Annotated in this window: 18 protein-coding genes; 15 read left to right on the top strand and 3 right to left on the bottom strand. The window is 69.9% G+C overall.

The annotated features are described in order from the left end of the window. Positions 1 to 117 precede the first annotated feature (117 nt). The 13 genes from ACFC1W_RS11745 to ACFC1W_RS11685 all read left to right on the top strand — a co-directional run bounded on the left by ACFC1W_RS11745 (position 118) and on the right by ACFC1W_RS11685 (position 11,597). Complete coding sequence (locus ACFC1W_RS11745) at positions 118 to 492, top strand: type IV pilin protein (protein WP_375992593.1); 375 nt, start codon at positions 118 to 120, stop codon at positions 490 to 492. Between the two features lie 71 nt (positions 493 to 563). Next, positions 564 to 971 (top strand): prepilin-type N-terminal cleavage/methylation domain-containing protein, encoded by a 408-nt coding sequence (locus ACFC1W_RS11740; RefSeq protein WP_375992591.1) that lies wholly within the window; start codon positions 564 to 566, stop codon positions 969 to 971. Next, positions 968 to 1,588, top strand: coding sequence for a hypothetical protein (locus ACFC1W_RS11735; protein WP_375992588.1), 621 nt, complete (start codon positions 968 to 970; stop codon positions 1,586 to 1,588). Before ACFC1W_RS11740 ends, ACFC1W_RS11735 begins: the two co-directional genes overlap by 4 nt. Further along, entirely contained in the window at positions 1,579 to 3,144 is a 1,566-nt protein-coding gene (locus ACFC1W_RS11730; protein ID WP_375992585.1) for a hypothetical protein, read from the top strand. The genes ACFC1W_RS11735 and ACFC1W_RS11730 overlap by 10 nt, the downstream gene beginning before the upstream one ends. Further along, positions 3,141 to 3,962 (top strand): prepilin peptidase, encoded by an 822-nt coding sequence (locus ACFC1W_RS11725; protein WP_375992582.1) that lies wholly within the window; start codon positions 3,141 to 3,143, stop codon positions 3,960 to 3,962. The genes ACFC1W_RS11730 and ACFC1W_RS11725 overlap by 4 nt, the downstream gene beginning before the upstream one ends. A gap of 31 nt (positions 3,963 to 3,993) precedes the next feature. Continuing rightward, a complete protein-coding gene (gene pilM / locus ACFC1W_RS11720; protein WP_375992580.1) occupies positions 3,994 to 5,046 on the top strand; it encodes a type IV pilus biogenesis protein PilM in 1,053 nt (350 codons plus the stop codon). Then, complete coding sequence (locus ACFC1W_RS11715; protein WP_375992577.1) at positions 5,046 to 5,690, top strand: hypothetical protein; 645 nt, start codon at positions 5,046 to 5,048, stop codon at positions 5,688 to 5,690. The genes pilM and ACFC1W_RS11715 overlap by 1 nt, the downstream gene beginning before the upstream one ends. Then, entirely contained in the window at positions 5,687 to 6,388 is a 702-nt protein-coding gene (locus ACFC1W_RS11710; RefSeq protein WP_375992574.1) for a hypothetical protein, read from the top strand. Before ACFC1W_RS11715 ends, ACFC1W_RS11710 begins: the two co-directional genes overlap by 4 nt. 1 nt (position 6,389) lies before the next feature. Continuing rightward, complete coding sequence (locus ACFC1W_RS11705) at positions 6,390 to 7,529, top strand: type IV pilus twitching motility protein PilT (protein WP_375992571.1); 1,140 nt, start codon at positions 6,390 to 6,392, stop codon at positions 7,527 to 7,529. Continuing rightward, positions 7,529 to 8,767 (top strand): type II secretion system F family protein, encoded by a 1,239-nt coding sequence (locus ACFC1W_RS11700; RefSeq protein ID WP_375992569.1) that lies wholly within the window; start codon positions 7,529 to 7,531, stop codon positions 8,765 to 8,767. Before ACFC1W_RS11705 ends, ACFC1W_RS11700 begins: the two co-directional genes overlap by 1 nt. 98 nt (positions 8,768 to 8,865) lie before the next feature. Continuing rightward, on the top strand, positions 8,866 to 9,876 hold the full coding sequence (locus tag ACFC1W_RS11695) for a YihY/virulence factor BrkB family protein (RefSeq protein ID WP_375992566.1): 1,011 nt from the start codon (positions 8,866 to 8,868) through the stop codon (positions 9,874 to 9,876). Beyond that, positions 9,873 to 10,571: an NAD(P)H-hydrate epimerase gene (locus ACFC1W_RS11690; RefSeq protein ID WP_375992565.1), complete on the top strand. Its 699-nt coding sequence runs from the start codon at positions 9,873 to 9,875 to the stop codon at positions 10,569 to 10,571. Before ACFC1W_RS11695 ends, ACFC1W_RS11690 begins: the two co-directional genes overlap by 4 nt. Before the next feature lie 54 nt (positions 10,572 to 10,625). Then, positions 10,626 to 11,597, top strand: coding sequence for a calcium/sodium antiporter (locus tag ACFC1W_RS11685; protein WP_375992563.1), 972 nt, complete (start codon positions 10,626 to 10,628; stop codon positions 11,595 to 11,597). A gap of 7 nt (positions 11,598 to 11,604) precedes the next feature. On the opposite strand, the gene ACFC1W_RS11680 is transcribed toward ACFC1W_RS11685, so the two are convergent. Next, positions 11,605 to 12,336: a glutamine amidotransferase gene (locus tag ACFC1W_RS11680; RefSeq protein WP_375992560.1), complete on the bottom strand. Its 732-nt coding sequence runs from the start codon at positions 12,334 to 12,336 to the stop codon at positions 11,605 to 11,607. Positions 12,337 to 12,491: 155 nt separating this feature from the next. Next, the gene (glgP, locus tag ACFC1W_RS11675) at positions 12,492 to 15,044 is read right to left on the bottom strand and encodes an alpha-glucan family phosphorylase (RefSeq protein ID WP_375992558.1); all 2,553 of its coding nucleotides are present in this window, start codon (positions 15,042 to 15,044) and stop codon (positions 12,492 to 12,494) included. Positions 15,045 to 15,161: 117 nt separating this feature from the next. Here glgP and ACFC1W_RS11670 point away from each other — a divergent pair, with 117 nt between their 5' ends. Together ACFC1W_RS11670 and ACFC1W_RS11665 are read left to right on the top strand one after the other, a co-directional pair. Beyond that, positions 15,162 to 15,395 (top strand): response regulator, encoded by a 234-nt coding sequence (locus ACFC1W_RS11670; protein WP_241110874.1) that lies wholly within the window; start codon positions 15,162 to 15,164, stop codon positions 15,393 to 15,395. Next, on the top strand, positions 15,382 to 16,029 hold the full coding sequence (locus ACFC1W_RS11665; RefSeq protein WP_375992555.1) for a CYTH domain-containing protein: 648 nt from the start codon (positions 15,382 to 15,384) through the stop codon (positions 16,027 to 16,029). Before ACFC1W_RS11670 ends, ACFC1W_RS11665 begins: the two co-directional genes overlap by 14 nt. 100 nt (positions 16,030 to 16,129) lie before the next feature. Here ACFC1W_RS11665 and lpdA read toward each other — a convergent pair whose 3' ends face one another. Then, on the bottom strand, positions 16,130 to 17,527 hold the full coding sequence (lpdA, locus tag ACFC1W_RS11660; protein ID WP_241110872.1) for a dihydrolipoyl dehydrogenase: 1,398 nt from the start codon (positions 17,525 to 17,527) through the stop codon (positions 16,130 to 16,132). Between the last annotated feature and the right edge of the window lie 5 nt (positions 17,528 to 17,532).

Genomic DNA, 17,532 nt, shown 5'->3' with positions numbered 1-17,532 from the left:
GAAGGAGCCATGCAGACGCATGGATCCAGAAGTTTGCCTCTGAATCGACTGGCCGACTGGGCGAAAACGCGGTCTGATCAGGGATATGTGTATCCACAGATCAAGAAAGCGGTCGCCATGCGCACGTTCATCAGCAACTACATCCAGTCCGAGAAGGCCCGTCGTGAGGAGAACGGCGACGCCGGCTTCTCGCTCATCGAGCTCATCATCGTCGTCGTGATCCTCGGCATCCTCGCCGCCATCGCGATCCCGATCTTCCTGAACATCCAGGACGACGCCAAGCAGAGCTCCGCTGACGCGGTGGCGGCGAACGCAGCCACCCAGTGGGCTGCCGCGACCGCGCAGGGCGAGACCACCACCCCCGCCGCGGACTTCTTCGACAACCTGGAGACCGATTCCGTTCCGGTCGTCACCGGCACGTCGATCGACGACTTCTGCGTGACCGTCGTCGTTGAGACCAAGACCGGGACGTCCGGCCCCGGCTGCCCGTAAGACCCCTCAGATTCGCCGGGGCCGGTAATGCCTGGCCGGCCCCGGCGTACATTCGCGCGAAGGGGGAGCCGATGCGTGACTCCGAGGGCTTCAGCCTCGTCGAGGTGATCATCGCGATGTTCCTGCTCATGGTGCTCGCGCTCGCGGTGCTGCCGCTCATCATCGGAGCCACCAACACGAGCGTGGTCAACCGCGACCTCGTCGCGGCGACCACGTTCGCCAACGCACAGCTCGCCCCCATCAAGGCCTCGTTCCCGAACGACCCGTTGACGCCGACCAGCTGCGCGACCCTCGGAGCCCGTGCCGCGACCGACGTCGTCGACACAGCCGGAACGGGGCTGCAGGCGGACCTCACGATCGGCACGTGCCCGGCCGCCTACCCGGGCATCGTTCTCGTGACGGTCGCGGTTGAAGACTCGGCCGCCCCCGGAACCGCCCTCGTGCGGATTCCGACCCGCGTCTCGGTGTCGGCGCCGTGAACGCAGACGACGACGGCATCACGCTCATCGAGCTGATCATCTACATCGTCGTCACCTCCCTCTTCCTAGGACTGCTGGCCCTCATGTTCGTAAACGGACTCCGCGCGCAGGCGCAGACGACCGATCGCGATTCCGCGACCGGTCAGTCCGTTGTGGTCAGCAACTCCATTCAGACGTCGTTGCGCAATGCCACAGCCTTCACGATCACTTCGGCCAACAGTGCGCTGATCGCGAAGGTCTCGACCCCGGGGGGCGGTCGGGAGTGCCGGGCATGGGTCGTGACGACCGGTGGAGATGTGCGGTACCGGGTCGCAGCATCCGGTCCCATCTCCACCTCGAACACGAGCACGTGGACCGTACTCGTGGACGGCGACGCGGCGAGCGGCGACGGTGCGCACCCGTCGCTGTCTCGCCGCGACGGCAACGACGCGAGCGGCAAGCCCAAGTTCGTGCCGATCGACGCCGATGGCGACGGGCTCACCGACGCGTTCTCCCGCAACGGCCAGACGCTCTCGTACGGCCTGGAGGTCACGCGCGGCGACGCCACCGTCGTCGTGTCGAACGGGGTGACCGCGCAGGCGGCGATCGAAGGGACGGACACGCTCACATGCTGGTGAAGCTCTCCGCGCGCCGCGTCGCCCTCGGCGACCGAGGATCGTCGCTCGTCTCGGTGCTCGTCATCATGCTGGTGCTCAGCATCGGCGGGCTCGCCCTCGCGGCCATCGTCACCAATACGACCTCCGTGCTGTCCGACAGCCGCAGCACGGCGCAGGCGCGTTCGGCCGCCGATGCCGGTCTCGCCGACGCGGTGACGGCACTCCGCCGCGGTACCCTCGCGTGCCCGGGCGTAGTCAAGGACGTGAAGGTCGATGCAGCGGATGCCTCGTCCCCGACCTACAGCTACAAGGTCGCGTGCGGTGCAGGCATCGCCACGATCACCGCGACCGGCACGGCGGGTTCGGGCATGACGACGACCCAGGCGATCTACGCGTACACCGAGACGCCCGCCGGCGCCGGCGACATGGTGTTCTTCGGCACCGCCGAGGTGAAATTCACCGAAGAGGTGAAGACCGCCGGCATGGGTCGGCTGCTCGACATCATCGTGCCCCAGGCGACGTTCACGTGCCAGAGCTTCATTCCGGCGAACTTCACGATCGGCGGCGACATCAAGACGAGCGGCGGCTGCACGATCAAGGGGAACGTACGCGCCACCGGAGTCCTCAACGTCTGCTGCGCGGCCGACATCTTCGAAGGCGACGTGGCGACGTCCGGAACCGGCACGGGAAGGGTCGAGGGGACCATCCTCGGCAACCTGCACGCCAACGGTGCGCTGAACTTCGGATGGGGCAACAAGCGAGTCGGGAAGTCAGTCACGACGACCGGCAACGTCGGTCTGGGAAACGTGCGGATCGACGGAACGCTGACCCTCCCCGCCTCTCGAACGCTGACGATGAACAGCGGGGCCGCCGCTGGCGGCATCTCGAGGCCGCCGTCCGTCTCGGGCCCGACCCCGCCCACGCTGCCGCCGTGGTTCGAGTACAAGTACAAGGCGTCCGACTGGCCGGGCTTCAGCGTCGTGACGCTCGTGAACTCGGGAAGCGGACCCGGCACGTGCTCGTACTTCAACAGCTCTCCCGGGACGGGCTGGACGACCTTGCCTTCGTACACCGGAGCGACGATCCTCGACGCTCGCGCGTGCTCGACGCTCTCGTCCAACAACGGCTCTAACCCGAACCTCGCCATTCGCACCAACCTCGTGATCCTGGCCAAGGGCATGGATCTCACGACCCTGACGATGAAGGCCGCCTCGGGGCTGACGTCGAAGCCGAAGGTGTGGTTCATCACCGAGGATGTCACGCCGGGCGATACCAAGCCGACGTGCGGGTCGGGATACAGCCCCATCATCATCAACGGCACGGTCACTGACACGAGCATCACGGCGATGGCGTACACGCCCTGCAAGATCGATGTCGGCGGCGGCGCCGGCGGCATCGACGATGCCTGGAACGGCGCCTTCTACGGCGGCGGATGGAATTACGGCGGCGGCCTCACCTTCACGGCTGATCCGATCGGCGTGCCCGGGATGACCTCGGGTGGCGCCGGCGGCAGCGGATCGGGCACGCTCGGCACGCTCGTCTCGCAGCGCGACATCCCGCCTCAGGTGATCTCGTGAGCACTGGACTCTTCGCATTCGCGCTCGTCTTCGCCGGCCTGCTGGGGCTGGTGATCGGCTCGTTCCTCAACGTCGTCATCTACCGCGTGCCCGCCGGCATCCCTCTCACCCGCGAGAGTCGCTGCCCGGCGTGCGACGCTGCAGTGCGGCCCTGGCAGAACGTGCCCGTCCTGTCATGGGTCGCGCTGCGCGGCCACTGCGCGTCGTGCGGAGCACCCATCTCGCCGCGCTACCCGCTTGTCGAGCTCGCGACGGGGCTCGCCTTCGCCGGGGTCACGTGGCTCTTCCTCGCGCAGAGCGCCCTGCCGGCGGCAGCGTCGGTGGTCGTGACGATCGCATTCCTCTACTTCGCGGCGATCACGATCGCGCTCGGGCTCATCGACATCGACACCCACCGCCTTCCCAACAGCATCGTGCTGCCGAGCTATGCCGTGGTGACCGTGCTCTTCGCGCTCGCCTGCGTGCTCGGCGTCGACTGGGCGGCGCTGCTCCGCGCCGCGATCGGTGCGGTCGCGCTGTACCTCTTCTACTTCGTGCTGCGCGTGGTGCGTCCGGGCGGCATGGGGGGCGGCGATGTCAAGCTCGCCGGAGTGGTCGGGGCGTACCTGGCGTGGCTCGGCTGGGGAGCGCTGGCCGTCGGTGCCTTCGCCGCCTTCCTGGTCGGAGGCGTGTTCGGCGTCGCGCTCATCCTGATGCGGCGCGCCGGACGCAAGACCGCGATCCCGTTCGGGCCGTTCATGCTCGCCGGCGCGTGGATCGGAATCCTTTTCGGCGAGACCCTCGCCGGCTGGTACCTGGGGCTGTTCGCGATCGCCTGAGCGATCGCGCGGAACAAGAGAGGAGAGGGTCATGTCGAAGACGGTCATCGGTCTCGAGATAACCGAGGAGGGCGTGCGCGCCGCCGAGGTGACGACCGGTCGCACCCCGACCCTCGTCGCGTACGGGGCCGTGCCGCTGCCCGTCGGGGCTGCGAAAGACTCGGAAGTGCTCGATCCGGATGCTGTCGCGCTCGCGCTGCGCCAGCTGTGGACCCGCGGGCGGTTCTCGCATCGGCGCGTGGTGCTCGGCATCGGCAGCCGCCGCATTCTCGTGCGCGAATACACGACGCAGGCGCTACGACCCGACCTGCTCCGTCAGGCGCTCCCGTTCCAGGTGCAGGATCTCCTGCCCGTGCCCGCTGATCAGGCTGTGCTCGATTTCTACGCGTCCTCGCAGGAGGGCGACCAGATCACCGGACTGCTCGTCGCGGCGGTCGCCGAGACGGTCGAACAGCTCGTGACGGCGGTGGGGAAGGCCAAGCTCACGGTCGACACCGTCGACCTCGCGCCGTTCGGGCTCGCCCGCGGGGTGAGCCGTCTCGCGGCACCCGGGGAGTCGGTCGCGGCACTGCACCTCGGCGACCACACCAGCTACGTCGTCATCGTGCGCGACGGCGTGCCCCGGTTCGTGCGCATCCTGCCGCTCGAGATCCTCACCGATGCCGTACGCGAGCGCGAGGCTGCCGCGGCTCCCGCGGTCGAAGAGGCCGAGGCGCCGGTCGAGGAGCTCGTAGGCGTCGGCGCCGGATCGGGCGGCCCGCGTCGTCGCCGGTACTCGTCGTCGCGCGGCGAGCGCGTGGCCGGCATGACCGAGGCCGCGCTGGCCGACCTCGTCGGCCGCATGCGCAGCACGCTCGCGTTCTACGCGGGCCGTACCAACGATGTGCCGGTAAGCCGCGTCATCCTCACCGGTGCGGGCGCATCCGCTCCGGAGGTCGGCGAATCGCTCGCGGCCAGCCTGCCGCTGCCGGTCGCCTACGCCGGCGCGGCCGAGATCGTCGCGATGAAGACCGACGCGCCGCAGGGCACCGTGGGCCTCGATCTGCTCACGACCGTCGGCCTCGCGCTGACCGAGGGGCGCTGATGTCGATCGCGAAGACGGCGGCGATCGCCATCGGAGGGACGCCCTTCGTCAACCTCATCCCGCCGTCCGAGACAGCGCGGCGGCAGAGCGCTCGCTTGCTGCGACGCTGGATCCTGGCGCTGGTCGCGGTGATCCTCGTCGTCGCCGCCGCGACGGCCGGCGTCTTCTGGCTGCAGCTCACCGCCGCCCAGCGCTTCGCGGTCGAGAGCCTCCGCACGCAGACCCTCCTGTCTCAGATGGCCGCGCTATCGGACGTGCAGGCTCAGCTCGACCTGCAGTCCGAGCTCGCGGCGTTCCGCAGCGGGGCGATGGCCACCGACATGCGGTACGGAGGACTCGTCAACGCCATCGGCGGTGTCCTGCCCGGGGGCTCGGTGATCGCCGGCTTCAGCATCGCGCCGGGAGGCATGCCGCAGGGCGACGACCCCACGCTCGAGGTCGGGGCCACCGGCACCGTGACGGTCGCCAGTCCCGCCCCGCAACTCGTCGTGCCGATCGTCCGCAATGTGCGAGCCCTGCCGGGTGTGCTCGAGGCCGACGGCTGGGAGGTCGAGGCGACCGAGAGCGGGTACGAGTACGAGCTGCGCGTCGTGTTCGACCAGTCGGTGTACACCGGTGCCTACAACGAGGAGGCGGCGGAGTGAACGTCCCCCGTCAGATGATCAACCTGCTCGGCATCGTCGTGGTGGTCGCGCTGCTCGTCGCCGGCCTGACGATGGTCGTGCTGCCGATGTACAGTTCGGCGCGAGCGATCGACAGCGACACCGCGAACGTCGCACAGACCAATCAGCTGTACGACGTGCGGGTCTCGCAGCTCACCGCGGCCCAGGCCGAGCTCGAGACCCTCACCGGCGACGTCACCGCACTGCGGCGCCAGATCGCGGCATCCAGTCAACTCGATGACGTCATGCAGATCGTCGTGGACTCGGCTCGGGTCACCGGCGCCACGATCGAGAGCGTGGTGGCCGCCGACGCTGAGCCATGGGCGCCGCGCAGCGGCCTCGAGGGCGACGAGGACGCCGGCACCGCCCCGGCCGACACCGCGCCTGCCGAGGGTGAGACCGCCCCGGCTGAGGGTGAGACGACGGAGACCGCCGACGCAACGACGGACGCCACGACCGGCGCCGGCGCAGGCGAGACCTCGACCGAGACCGAGCCGGCGGTCTCACCGCAGCAGCAGATCCCGGTGACGATCACCGTGGAGGTGTCTGACGCCCGGTCGGCGGCGGCGTTCATCGACGCGCTCAGCCGCGGACCCCGCCTGCTCGCCACCATCGACGGAACCCTCGAGGAGGGCACGCTCACCGTGACTGCCCTCGCCCTCGTACGCACGGAGGACTGACATGACCGCATCCGAAGATCTGACCTCGATGCTCGGCGTCGCCCAGCGGTCGCGGGCCTCGGACGTGCACCTGACGGCTCGCCAGCCAGCGCTCATGCGCGTGGACAGCGACCTCACCGGCATCCCCGGCTGGGCCGAGCCCACCTCGTCGGCCTGGCTCGACGAGGCTGTGGGCGGCCTCATGTCGCGCGAACAGCTGGAGGAGTTCCGCACCCATGGCGAGGTCGACCTCTCGTACACGGTGCCGCAGGTCGCCCGCTTCCGCGTCAACGTCTTCCGTCAGCTCGGTGACGTCGCCGTGGCGATGCGCTTCATCCCCGACCGGATCCGCCCGCTCGAGGAACTGGGCGTGCCGGCAGCGGCGCGCGATCTCGTGCTGCGCCCCAGAGGGCTCGTGCTCGTGACGGGGCCGACCGGCTCGGGTAAGTCGACGACGCTCGCCTCCATGATCGACGTCGTCAACCGCACGCTCCCCGCGCACATCGTGACGGTCGAGGATCCTGTCGAGTTCCAGCACACGAGTCGCCGCTCTCTCATCCATCAGCGCGAGATCGGCAGCGACACCGCGTCGTTCGCCGAGGCCCTCCGGCGCGTACTCCGTCAGGACCCCGACGTCATCCTCATCGGTGAGCTCCGGGATCCGGCATCCATCTCCACCGCCCTGTCCGCGGCCGAGACCGGTCACCTCGTGCTCTCGACTCTCCACACGCAGAGCGCGGCGAAGTCGATCAACCGCATCGTCGACGCCTTCCCGCCCGACCAGCAGGCTCAGGTGCGCACCCAGCTCGGCGACACGCTGCAGGGGATCATCAGCCAGACTCTGCTGCCGCGCGCCCAGGAGGACGGCCGCGTGATCGCCACCGAGGTGCTCGTCAATACGCCCGCCATCGCGAACCTGATCCGCGAGGGACAGGTCAGCCAGATCTACTCGATGCTGCAGGCCGGGGGCAGCCTGGGTATGCACACACTCGATCAGGACCTCAAGCGACTCGTCGAGGACGGATCCATCTCGATGCAGCTCGCGAAGAGCTACGCGGCCGACGCCGCCTCGTTCGACGACGTGCGGGTGCGCCCGCGCGACCTCGACGCCGACGCGTGGTCGGCCCACGCAGACATGCAGTCGGTCGGCTGGACGAACTGATGGCGCTCATCGAGGAGTACTCGTACCGGGCGATCGATGCCACGGGCGGCGGGATCGTCAAGGGCACGCTCGAAGCCTCCGGCGCGAACGGAGTCACGGCGAAGCTGCGCGCGCAGGGCCTCACGCCACTCGAGGTGACGCTCACCTCGAAGACCGGGCTCAACCGCGACGTCTCGATCCCCGGGTTCGAGCGGCGGGTGAAGGTCGGCACGCTCGCAGTGTTCTCGAAGCAGATGGCCGGGCTGATCAACGCCGGCCTCCCGCTCATGCGCACGCTGGCGATTCTCATCGAGCAAGCCGAGGACAAGAAGCTGCAGAGCTCGCTCGTCGGCGTGCGGGCAGCCGTGGAGTCGGGCTCGTCGTTCTCGGCGGCCCTTGCGGCGTACCCCGATGTGTACCCGCCGCTCATGATCAGCATGATCCGGGTGGGCGAGTCGGGCGGATTCCTCGGGGAGGCGCTGGCGACCATCGCCGAGACCTACGCGGGCGAGGCCGAGCTCCAGGGCAAGATCAAGTCGGCGACGACCTACCCGATCATCGTCTTCGTGATCGCGATCCTCGGCGTGGTCGCGATGGTGACCTTCGTCGTGCCGATCTTCGAGGGCATGTTCACGGGCCTGGGTTCGGCGCTGCCGCTGCCGACGCAGATCCTCGTGACGCTGTCGAACAACATGCTGTGGATTCTGCCGATCATGATCGGCGGGGGCGTCGCCGGCTGGCTGTGGTGGGTGCGCAACCGGCGCGAGGAGAAGGTGCGCCGGGTGGTCGACCCGTGGCGGCTGAAGCTCCCCGTCGTCGGTCCGCTGACCACCAAGATCGCCGTCGCGCGGTTCGCCCGCAGTCTGTCGATGATGCTCGACGCCGGTGTGCCGCTGGTGCAGGCGCTCTCGATCGTGGGCGCGGCATCGAACAACTGGAAGATCGAGCAGGCGGTGCGCGAGATCCAGGAATCGGTCAAGCAGGGCCGGTCGTTCTCGGGACCGCTCGCCAAAGCCGAGGTCTTCCCGCCGATGGTCGCGCAGATGATCTCGGTCGGTGAGGAGTCGGGCACGCTCGCCGAGATGCTCCGCAGCATCGCCGACTTCTACGAGAACGAGGTCGAGACGGCGACCTCGCAGCTCACGGCCTCCATCGAGCCGATCCTCATCGTCGGCATCGGCATCATCATCGGCGGCATGGTGATCTCGCTGTACATGCCGATCTTCTCGATCTACGGCGAGCTCGGCCAGACCGGCTGAGCCTGCGGCGCGACTCGGACCACCCCGGCCGTGTGCACCGTGTTCGGGCGCCGTGTCAACCGGGTCGAGTGCCGACGGCGCCCGGATAGCCTGGCGACATGGCTGACCTCATCGCGAAACTGACGGCGTGGGCACTGAGTCTCCGGCCGGTGCGGGTCTGGTTCCACTTCCTCGAGCGGCGCGGAGCGATGCTGGCGGACAGCATCACCTACCGCGCGCTGTTCTCGGTCTTCGCGGGCGTGCTGCTGGGCTTCTCGTTCGCGGCGCTGTGGCTGTCGGGGAATCCCGCAGCTTGGCAGGCGCTCGTCGACGCGGTCGACTCGGCGATCCCCGGACTGCTCGGCGAGGACGGACTCATCGAAGTCGACAAGATCCAGGCTCCCGCCGGCCTCACGGTGACCGGCATCCTGTCGCTCGTCGCTCTGGTCGGCGCGGCGATCGGTGCGATCGGCTCGTTGCGGGCGGCGCTGCGCACGCTCGCCGACGAGATCCACGACGACGTCTTCTGGATCTGGGTGATGCTGCGCAACCTGCTGCTGGCCATCGCCATCGGCGGCGGGTTCGTGGCCTCGGCCGTCGTCACGTTCTACGGCTCCACGTTCATCGGGTGGGTGGGGGACTGGCTCGGCATCGAAGGATTCGTGGCGGATGCCGCGACCCGCGCCCTCGCGATCGTCGTGGTCTTCCTGCTCGACGCAGGCCTGATCGCGCTCGCCTTCGTGGTGCTGAGCGGCGTGAAGGCCCGCCCGAAGACCCTCTTCACCGGCGCGCTGATCGGCGGCATCGGCCTCACCGTGCTGCAGCAGCTGTCGGGCATGTTCGTCGCCGGAGCCGGGTCGAACCCGCTCCTCGCGTCGTTCGCCGCCCTCATCGCGCTGCTGCTGTGGTTCAACCTCTCGGCCCAGGTGATCCTGCTCGCCTCGACCTGGATCATCATCGGCGTCGCGGAAGACGCCGACCGCGTGCGCGAGCGCTTCGGCGCCACGTCCTTCGAGGCGCGTCGCATCAAGCGCGCCGAGGACGCCGTGCGCGTGGCGTCCGAAGAGCTGCGCCTCGCGAACGAGGCCGCCGAGAAGTCGCGCCGCGCGGCCGACGCGAAGCAGGCGTGACCGTGCGCGTACCGGCGTACACCGCGGCGCAGGTGCGCGCGGCGGAGCGACCGCTTCTCGATGCCGGCCAGCCGCTGATGCGACGTGCGGCGACGGCGCTCGCGGGGGTGATCGGAGAGCGACTGACGGATGCCTCGGCCCCGCACGCGCTCGTGATCGCGGGCAGCGGCGACAACGGCGGCGACGCCCTGTACGCGGCGTCCGAGCTCGGCGAGGGGGTCGAGGTCGACGTGCTCGCGGTCGGGAGCCGCGTGCACCACGACGGACTGGTGGCCGCGGTCGAGGCCGGGGCGCGGCAGGTCTCGGTCGACGAGGCCGTGGCCGTGGCCGCGGCATCCGGATACACCGTCGTCGTGGACGGGATCCTCGGCATCGGCACCTCGCCCGACCCGGCGCTGCGCGGCGCCGCCCGCGAGGCGGTTTCGCGCCTGCTCGACGCGATGGGCGACGGGATGCCGCGCACCGTCGCCGTCGATCTGCCGAGCGGCCTGCAGCCCGACACGGGGGTCGCCGACGACATCGTGCTGCCGGCCGCCGTGACGGTGACCTTCGGCGCAGTGAAGGCGGGCCTGGTCGTCGGGCGCGGACCCGACCTGTGCGGCGATCTCGTGCTCGTCGACCTCGGGCTGGGGCCCGGCCTCGCCGACGAAAAGCCGGCCGGCGAGGCATCCGTCACCCGCATCCTCGAGGCGTGAGCCCGTGCGCCCACGCCGGACGGCGCGCGGGCGAGGTGCCGATACGGTGGCCGCATGATCCCGTTGCTGGTCGTCGCGCTGGGGCTCATCGCGCTCGTCGTCGGAGCCGAGCTGGTCGTGCGCTACGGTGCGAAGCTCGCGCGGCGGATGGGCATCCCTCCGATCATCATCGGGCTCACGGTCGTGTCCGTCGGCACGAGCGCCCCCGAGCTCGCCGTCGGCATCGACGCGGTGCGGTCGGGGGCGGGCTCCCTCGCCATCGGCAACATCGTCGGCACCAACATGGTGAACCTGCTCCTGATCCTCGGCATGACTGCGGCCATCCGGCCGATCGTGATGCACGCGCAGACGCTCAAGCTCGACCTGCCGGCCATGGCCGTGGCATCCGTCCTCCTCTTCCTGCTGTCGTTCGACGGGGCGCTGTCGGTGCTCGACGGCGTGCTGCTGTTCGTCGCGGCGCTGGTCTACATGGCGCTGCTCGTGCTGCTGACCCGGCGCGAGTCGACGCGAGTCCTCGAGGAGTACGAGCACGAGTATCCGAGGCAGGACGTGCACGGGAGTCGGCGGTGGGCGGCCGTCGAGCCCGCCCTGCTGGCTCTCGGCATCGTCGTCATCGTGTTCGGCGCGGACTGGCTGGTTCGCGGGGCGGTCGAGCTCGCTGCGGCCGCCGGCGTCTCGAATGCGCTGATCGGCCTCACGATCGTCGCGATCGGCACGTCAGCGCCGGAGCTCGCCACGACGATCGTCGCCACGATCCGCGACGATCGCGACATCGCGGTGGGCAACCTGATCGGGTCGAGCATCCTCAACCTCACGTTCATCCTCGGCGCCTCGCTCTTCTTCGCGCCGGGACAGGTCGCCGTCGAACCGAGCCTCGCCTACATAGACATGCCGATCATGGTGCTCGTGTCGCTGCTGTGCGTCCCGGTGTTCCTGACCGGCAGACGGGTGACCCGCGTCGAGGGTGTCCTCTTCGTCGTCGCCTACGCGGTGTACCTGACGTACCTGATCGTCGCGCGCACGTAGACGCGGTTCAGCGCGCGTAGCGCTCGACGAACGTGCGCAGGATGCGGCTCGGGTGGGACACCGCCGCGCGGCGCACCGCGGCGAGGGTGAGCTCGAGCTCCTCGGCGGCGAAGTACCCATAGCCGGCGTACGCGTGGATGCGCGTCGTGATGCCGTCGACGTCCAGCTCGGGGTGGAACTGCGTGGCGTACACGTTCTCGCCGACCTTGAACATCTGCACGGGGCAGCCGGGCGACGAGGCGAGCAGCGCGGCCGTCGCGGGGAGTGTCGCTATCGCCTCCTTGTGACCGACGAAGGCCTCGAACTGCGGCGGCATGTCGCGCAGGAGGGGGTCGGATGCCCCGGCCGCGGTGAGCGAGACGGGAACCACGCTGATCGGCTCGGGGTAGGTGCGGTCGATGACGGCGCCCTGGTGCGTGCCGAGGGTGCCGATGCCGTAGCAGGCTCCGAGGAACGGGAAGTCCCGGGCGACGACCTCGTCGAGGAGCGTTTGGAACTCGGCCTCGACCCGGTGCTGCACCGCCGACTTCGTCTCGGCCGGGTCGGAGGCGTTGAACGGCCCGCCGCCGACGAAGATGCCCGAGAGGGCGTCGAGGTCGAGGCGCGGCATGGGCTCGGCCTCGAGCCGGACGCGCACGAGGTCGCGCTCGTCGAGCCCGGAGTACCGCAGGAAGAGCTGGTACTCCTCGTCGGCGGGGACGTCTTCGGCCCGCGTGGCGAGGAGGACGAACGGCTTCACCCCCCAAGCCTACGGCCCGCCCGCCGGGGTCCCCGGCGGCGTCGCAGTGCCGGAGATCCCGGCCGACACGCCGCCGCCGGGTCGCGGTGGACGGCGTGTCGCCGACGATCTCCGATTGTGCGACGTCGGGAGCCCCCGCGCGGGGTCAGGCGGGGTCAGGCGGGGTAGGTCACCAGGCCGAGCTCGACCGGGGACACCAGCTGCGGGTGCGAGGGCACCACGCGCACGGTGTAGCCGAACGTTCCCGTCACCGTGAGGGGGAGCGCGCCCGTGAACGTCGTCACGCCGTCGACGGCCGGGCCCGCGGGTGCGAGCCGGTGGACGGAGTGGTCGCGCGCGAGCGCGTCGTCCTCGTTCGTGCGCCCGTAGGCCAGCTCGACGGCGACGTCGTCGGGCGAGAGCCCGTCGAGCCGCACCTCGGCGCGCACCTCGAGCGTGTCGCCCGCCTGCGCCTGGGCCGGGATGCCCGAGGAGTCGACACCGGCGATCGAGACGCGGGGCCAGGCATCCTTCACCCGCTGCACGAAGTCCGCGAGGGCACGGGCCTCGGCGAAGCCGGCGGCGCGCAGGGCGCCGTCGTGCTCGGCGGCCGGCACGTACAGGCGCGTCACGTAGTCGCGCACCATGCGGTCGCTCGTCGCCTTCTTGCCCAGCTCGGTCATCGTGTGGCGCACCATCGAGAGCCAGCGCAGCGGGATACCGCCCTCACGCTCGTAGAACCGCGGCACGAGCTGGTGCTCGATGAGGTCGTAGAGAGCGGATGCCTCGGCATCGTCGCGCTCCTCGTCGTTCGACGCGGTGTCGGCGGTCGGGATGGCCCAGCCGTTCTCGCCGTCGTACCACTCGTCCCACCATCCGTCGAGGATCGAGAGGTTCAGCACGCCGTTGAGCGCGGCCTTCATGCCGCTGGTGCCGCACGCCTCCAGCGGACGCAGCGGGTTGTTGAGCCAGACGTCGCAGCCGGGGTAGAGGCCCTTGGCGAGCGAGATGTCGTAGTCGGGCAGGAAGACGATCCGCCCGCGCACCTTCGGGTCGCGGCTGAAGCGCACGAGCTGCTGGATGAGGATCTTGCCCGAGTCGTCGGCCGGGTGCGACTTGCCGCCGATCACGATCTGCACCGGGCGCTCGGGGTCGGTGAGGAGCTTCGTCAGCCGCTCGGGGTCGCGCAGCATGAGCGTGAGCCGCTTGTACGTCGGCACGCGCCGCGCGAAGCCGATCGTCAGCACCTCGGGGTCGAGCAGATCCGCGATCCACGACGGGGTGTGGCCGTTGCCGACGCCGGCCGCGACGCGCCGCCGAGCCTCGGCGACGAGCTCGCCCTTCATCTGCTGGCGCACGCCCCAGAGCTCGGCGTCGGTAACGGCCTCGCGGTTCGTCCAGTCATGGGCGTCGGTGTGGGCGTCGCCGAACGCGCGCTCGCTGACCGCCTTGAGGGCGGGGTGCACCCAGGTCGGGGCGTGCACGCCGTTGGTGATCGAGGTGATGGGCACTTCGTCGGTGTCGACGCCGGGCCACAGCATCCCGAACATTCCTCTGCTGACCTCGCCGTGCAGCTCGGACACGCCGTTGGCGTGCTGGCCGAGATGCAGGCCGAGCACCGCCATGTTGAAGACGCCCTGGTCGCCGCCGTCCCACGTCTCGAGACCGAGCGAGATCGCGCGGCCCGCGTCGAGGTTCTGGAACAGCCCGCTCGCGAGGAAGTCGGCGATGAGGTCGCGGGGGAAGCGGTCGATCCCGGCGGGCACGGGGGTGTGCGTCGTGAAGACCGTGGATGCCCGCACCTGCGCCAGCGCCGCGTCGAAGGCGAGACCGTCGTGGGTGATGAGCTCGGACATCCGCTCCAGTCCCTGGAACCCGGCATGCCCCTCGTTCGTGTGGTAGACGTCCGGCGTGGGGCGGCCGGTGATGCGGCAGAACGCGCGCACCGCGCGCACGCCGCCGACACCGAGGAGGAGCTCCTGCAGCAGGCGGTGCTCGCCGCCGCCGCCGTAGAGGCGATCGGTCACCCGTCGCATCTCCTCCGAGTTCGAGGGCGTCTCGGAGTCGAGCAGCAGCAGCGGGATGCGGCCGATGTCGGCCACCCACACGCGCGCGTGCAGGCGCCGGTCGGCGGGGAGGTCGAGGGCGATCTCGACGGGGGAGCCGTCGGATTCGCGCAGCAGCGTGAGGCCGAGGCCGTACGGGTCGAGCAGCGGGTAGCTCTCGCGCTGCCAGCCGTCGTCGCCGATGGACTGGCGGAAGTAGCCGGCACGGTAGAACAGTCCGACGCCCGTGAGCGGCACGCCCAGGTCGGAGGCGCTCTTGAGGTGGTCGCCGGCAAGGATGCCGAGTCCGCCCGAGTACTGGGGGAGCGATCCGTCGACCCCGAACTCGGGGGAGAAGTAGGCGATGTGCGCAGGCTTGGGCCCGTCGAGGTGCTGGAACCAGCGGTCGCCGTCGAGATAGGCGGTGAGGCGCTCGTCCTCGGCGTGCACGCGCTGAACAAAGGCATCGTCGCGCGCGAGCTCGTCGAGGCGCTCCTGGCCCAGAGCGCCGAGCATGCGCGCGGGGTTGGCGCCCACCTCATCCCACAGCGCCGGATCCATCGAGGCGAAGAGGGCGTGGGTCGCGCGGCTCCATGACCAGCGCCAATTCGACGCGAGGCGGTCGAGCGGGGCGAGGTTTTCGGAGAGGACAGGGCGGACGGTGAACGTTCGGATGGCCTTCACGCGAGTGATTCTAGGGCGAGAAGATGAAAACGCTTGCACTCGTGGGGTCACCGCAACGCGGGAAACGCCCGCGTCAAGGGCGGGTCTCGCGCCCCGGCGCGGGTCTAGGCTCGGCACATGGCTATCGCACGACTTCACGGAGGTCCGCTCGACGGGCAGCTCCTGCCGCTCGAGAACCCCGACCTCGACCGCCTCATCGTCCCGTACAGCGAGACGCAGGTCGTCTACGCCCGCAAGGGCGAGCTGGAGCGCACCGGGGAGGCCGACGGCCCGACCGAGGCCGAGTTCTGGTTCGTCGAGGCGCAGGACGACATCGACCCCTACACCGACTCGGCGAGTGAGCGGCGCTGACCCCCGTCCCGAGACCGCGCCCTCGCGCACGGTCGAGATCGAGCTGAAGTTCGACGTCGACGACGGCGTGGCCCTGCCGGACTGGTCGGGGCTGCCGGGCGTCGCATCGGTGAGCGCAGGCGAGCCGCGGTCGCTCGACGCGACCTACCTCGACACCGCCGATGTCGCACTGGCTCGTGCCGGCTACGCCCTGCGGCGTCGCACCGGCGGGCCCGACGCCGGCTGGCACATCAAGGGCCCGCGCGGGGCGGATGGCGGACGCGTCGAGCTGCACTGGCCGCTCGGCGAGGCAGACGAGGTGCCGGTCGGCGCCCGCGCGGAGCTCGAGACGGTCGTCGGTGACGCGGCACTCACACCGCTCGCCCGCATCCGCAACGAGCGCGTCGCGTATTTCCTGCTCTCGCCTGCGGGTGAGGTCGTGGCGGAGGTGGCGGACGACCACGTGCGGACGCGCGACGAGCGCTCGGGGATCGAGCACGACTGGCACGAGTGGGAGATCGAGCTCGGCCCTGCCGGGCCCGCCGATCCCGAGCAGCGCCGGGTGTTCTTCGCGGCGGTCGCGGACACGGCGCACGCCGCCGGCGCGCGGGCCGCGGCATCCGATTCGAAACTCGCGCGAGCGCTGGGGCACTGACGGCGCGGCGCGGCCCGTTCCGCCTTGCGGCGCCCGTCCGGCGACCGGTGACGACGAAGGCCCCGGCGCAGTGCCGGGGCCTTCGTGTCGATCGGATGACCTAGAGGTTGATCATGTGGCCGGCGAGGCCGTGGAACGCCTCCTGCACAGCCTCCGACAGGGTCGGGTGGGTGTGGACGTTGCGGGCCGCCTCGAGGGCGGTGAGGTCCCACTTCTGCGCGAGGGTGAGCTCGGGGAGGAGCTCCGACACGTCGGGTCCGATGAGGTGGCCGCCGAGAAGCTCGAGGTGCTCGCCGTCGGCGATGAGCTTGACGAAGCCGACGGGCTCGCCGAGGCCGTTGGCCTTGCCGTTGGCCGAGAACGGGAACTTCGCGACCTTGACGTCGTAGCCGGCGTCGCGCGCCTGCTGCTCGGTGAGGCCGAACGAGGCCACCTGCGGCGAGCAGAACGTCGCGCGCGGCATCATGCGGTAGTCGCCCAGCGTCATCGTCTCGGCCTTGCCGATGGTCTCGGCGGCGACCACGCCCTGCGCCTCGGCCACGTGGGCCAGCTGCAGCTTGGCGGTCACATCGCCGATCGCGTAGATGTGCGGCACGTTGGTGCGCATGTGGTCGTCGATGTCGATCGCGCCGCGATCGGTGAGCTTCACGCCGGTCTTGTCGAGGCCGAAGCCCTCGACGTTGGCGGCGAAGCCGATCGACATCATGACCTTGTCGGCGTCGATCGAGCCGGCGGTGCCGTCCTTGGCGGTGTAGGTCACGGTGACCTTGTCGCCCTGGTCGGTGACGGTCTCCACCTTGGTCGAGGTGAGGATGTCGACGCCGTACTTCTTGTACTGCCGCGCGATCTCCTTCGAGACGTCGGCGTCTTCGTTGGGCAGCGCACGGTCGAGGAACTCGATGATCGTGACCTTGACGCCGTAGTTGACCATCACGAAGGCGAACTCCATGCCGATGGCGCCGGCGCCGACGATGACGATCGACTCGGGCAGGTCGCGGGCGAGGATCTGCTCCTCGTACGTGACGATGTTGCCGCCGAGCTCGACGCCGGGCAGCAGGCGCACCTTGGAGCCGGTCGAGATGATCGCGTTGTCGAAGGTCACCTCGTCGGTGGACCCGTCGGCCTTGGTCACCGTGATGGCGTTGGGTCCGGTGAAGGAACCGCGCCCCTCGTACTCGGTGACCTTGTTCTTCTTCATCAGGTAGTGGATGCCCTTGACGTGCGTCTCGGCCACGGTGCGGCTGCGGTCCCACGCCACGCCGAAGTCGAACTTCACGTCACCGGAGATGCCGAACAGATCGGCCTTGTGGGTGAACTGATGCGCGAGGTCGGCGTTCTTCAGGAGGGCCTTCGAGGGGATGCAGCCGACATTGAGGCAGACACCGCCCCAGTACTTCTCTTCGATGATGGCGACGGAGAGGCCGAGCTGTGCGCTGCGGACGGCCGCGACGTACCCGCCGGGGCCCGCGCCGAGGATAGCGACGTCGTAATGGGGCATGACTG

The organism is Microbacterium sp. NPDC056003 (genome assembly GCF_042274785.1).
Lineage (GTDB): Bacteria > Actinomycetota > Actinomycetes > Actinomycetales > Microbacteriaceae > Microbacterium.
Note: the sequence above shows the minus strand (reverse complement) of the source record. Positions and strands in the feature narration are given on the sequence as shown.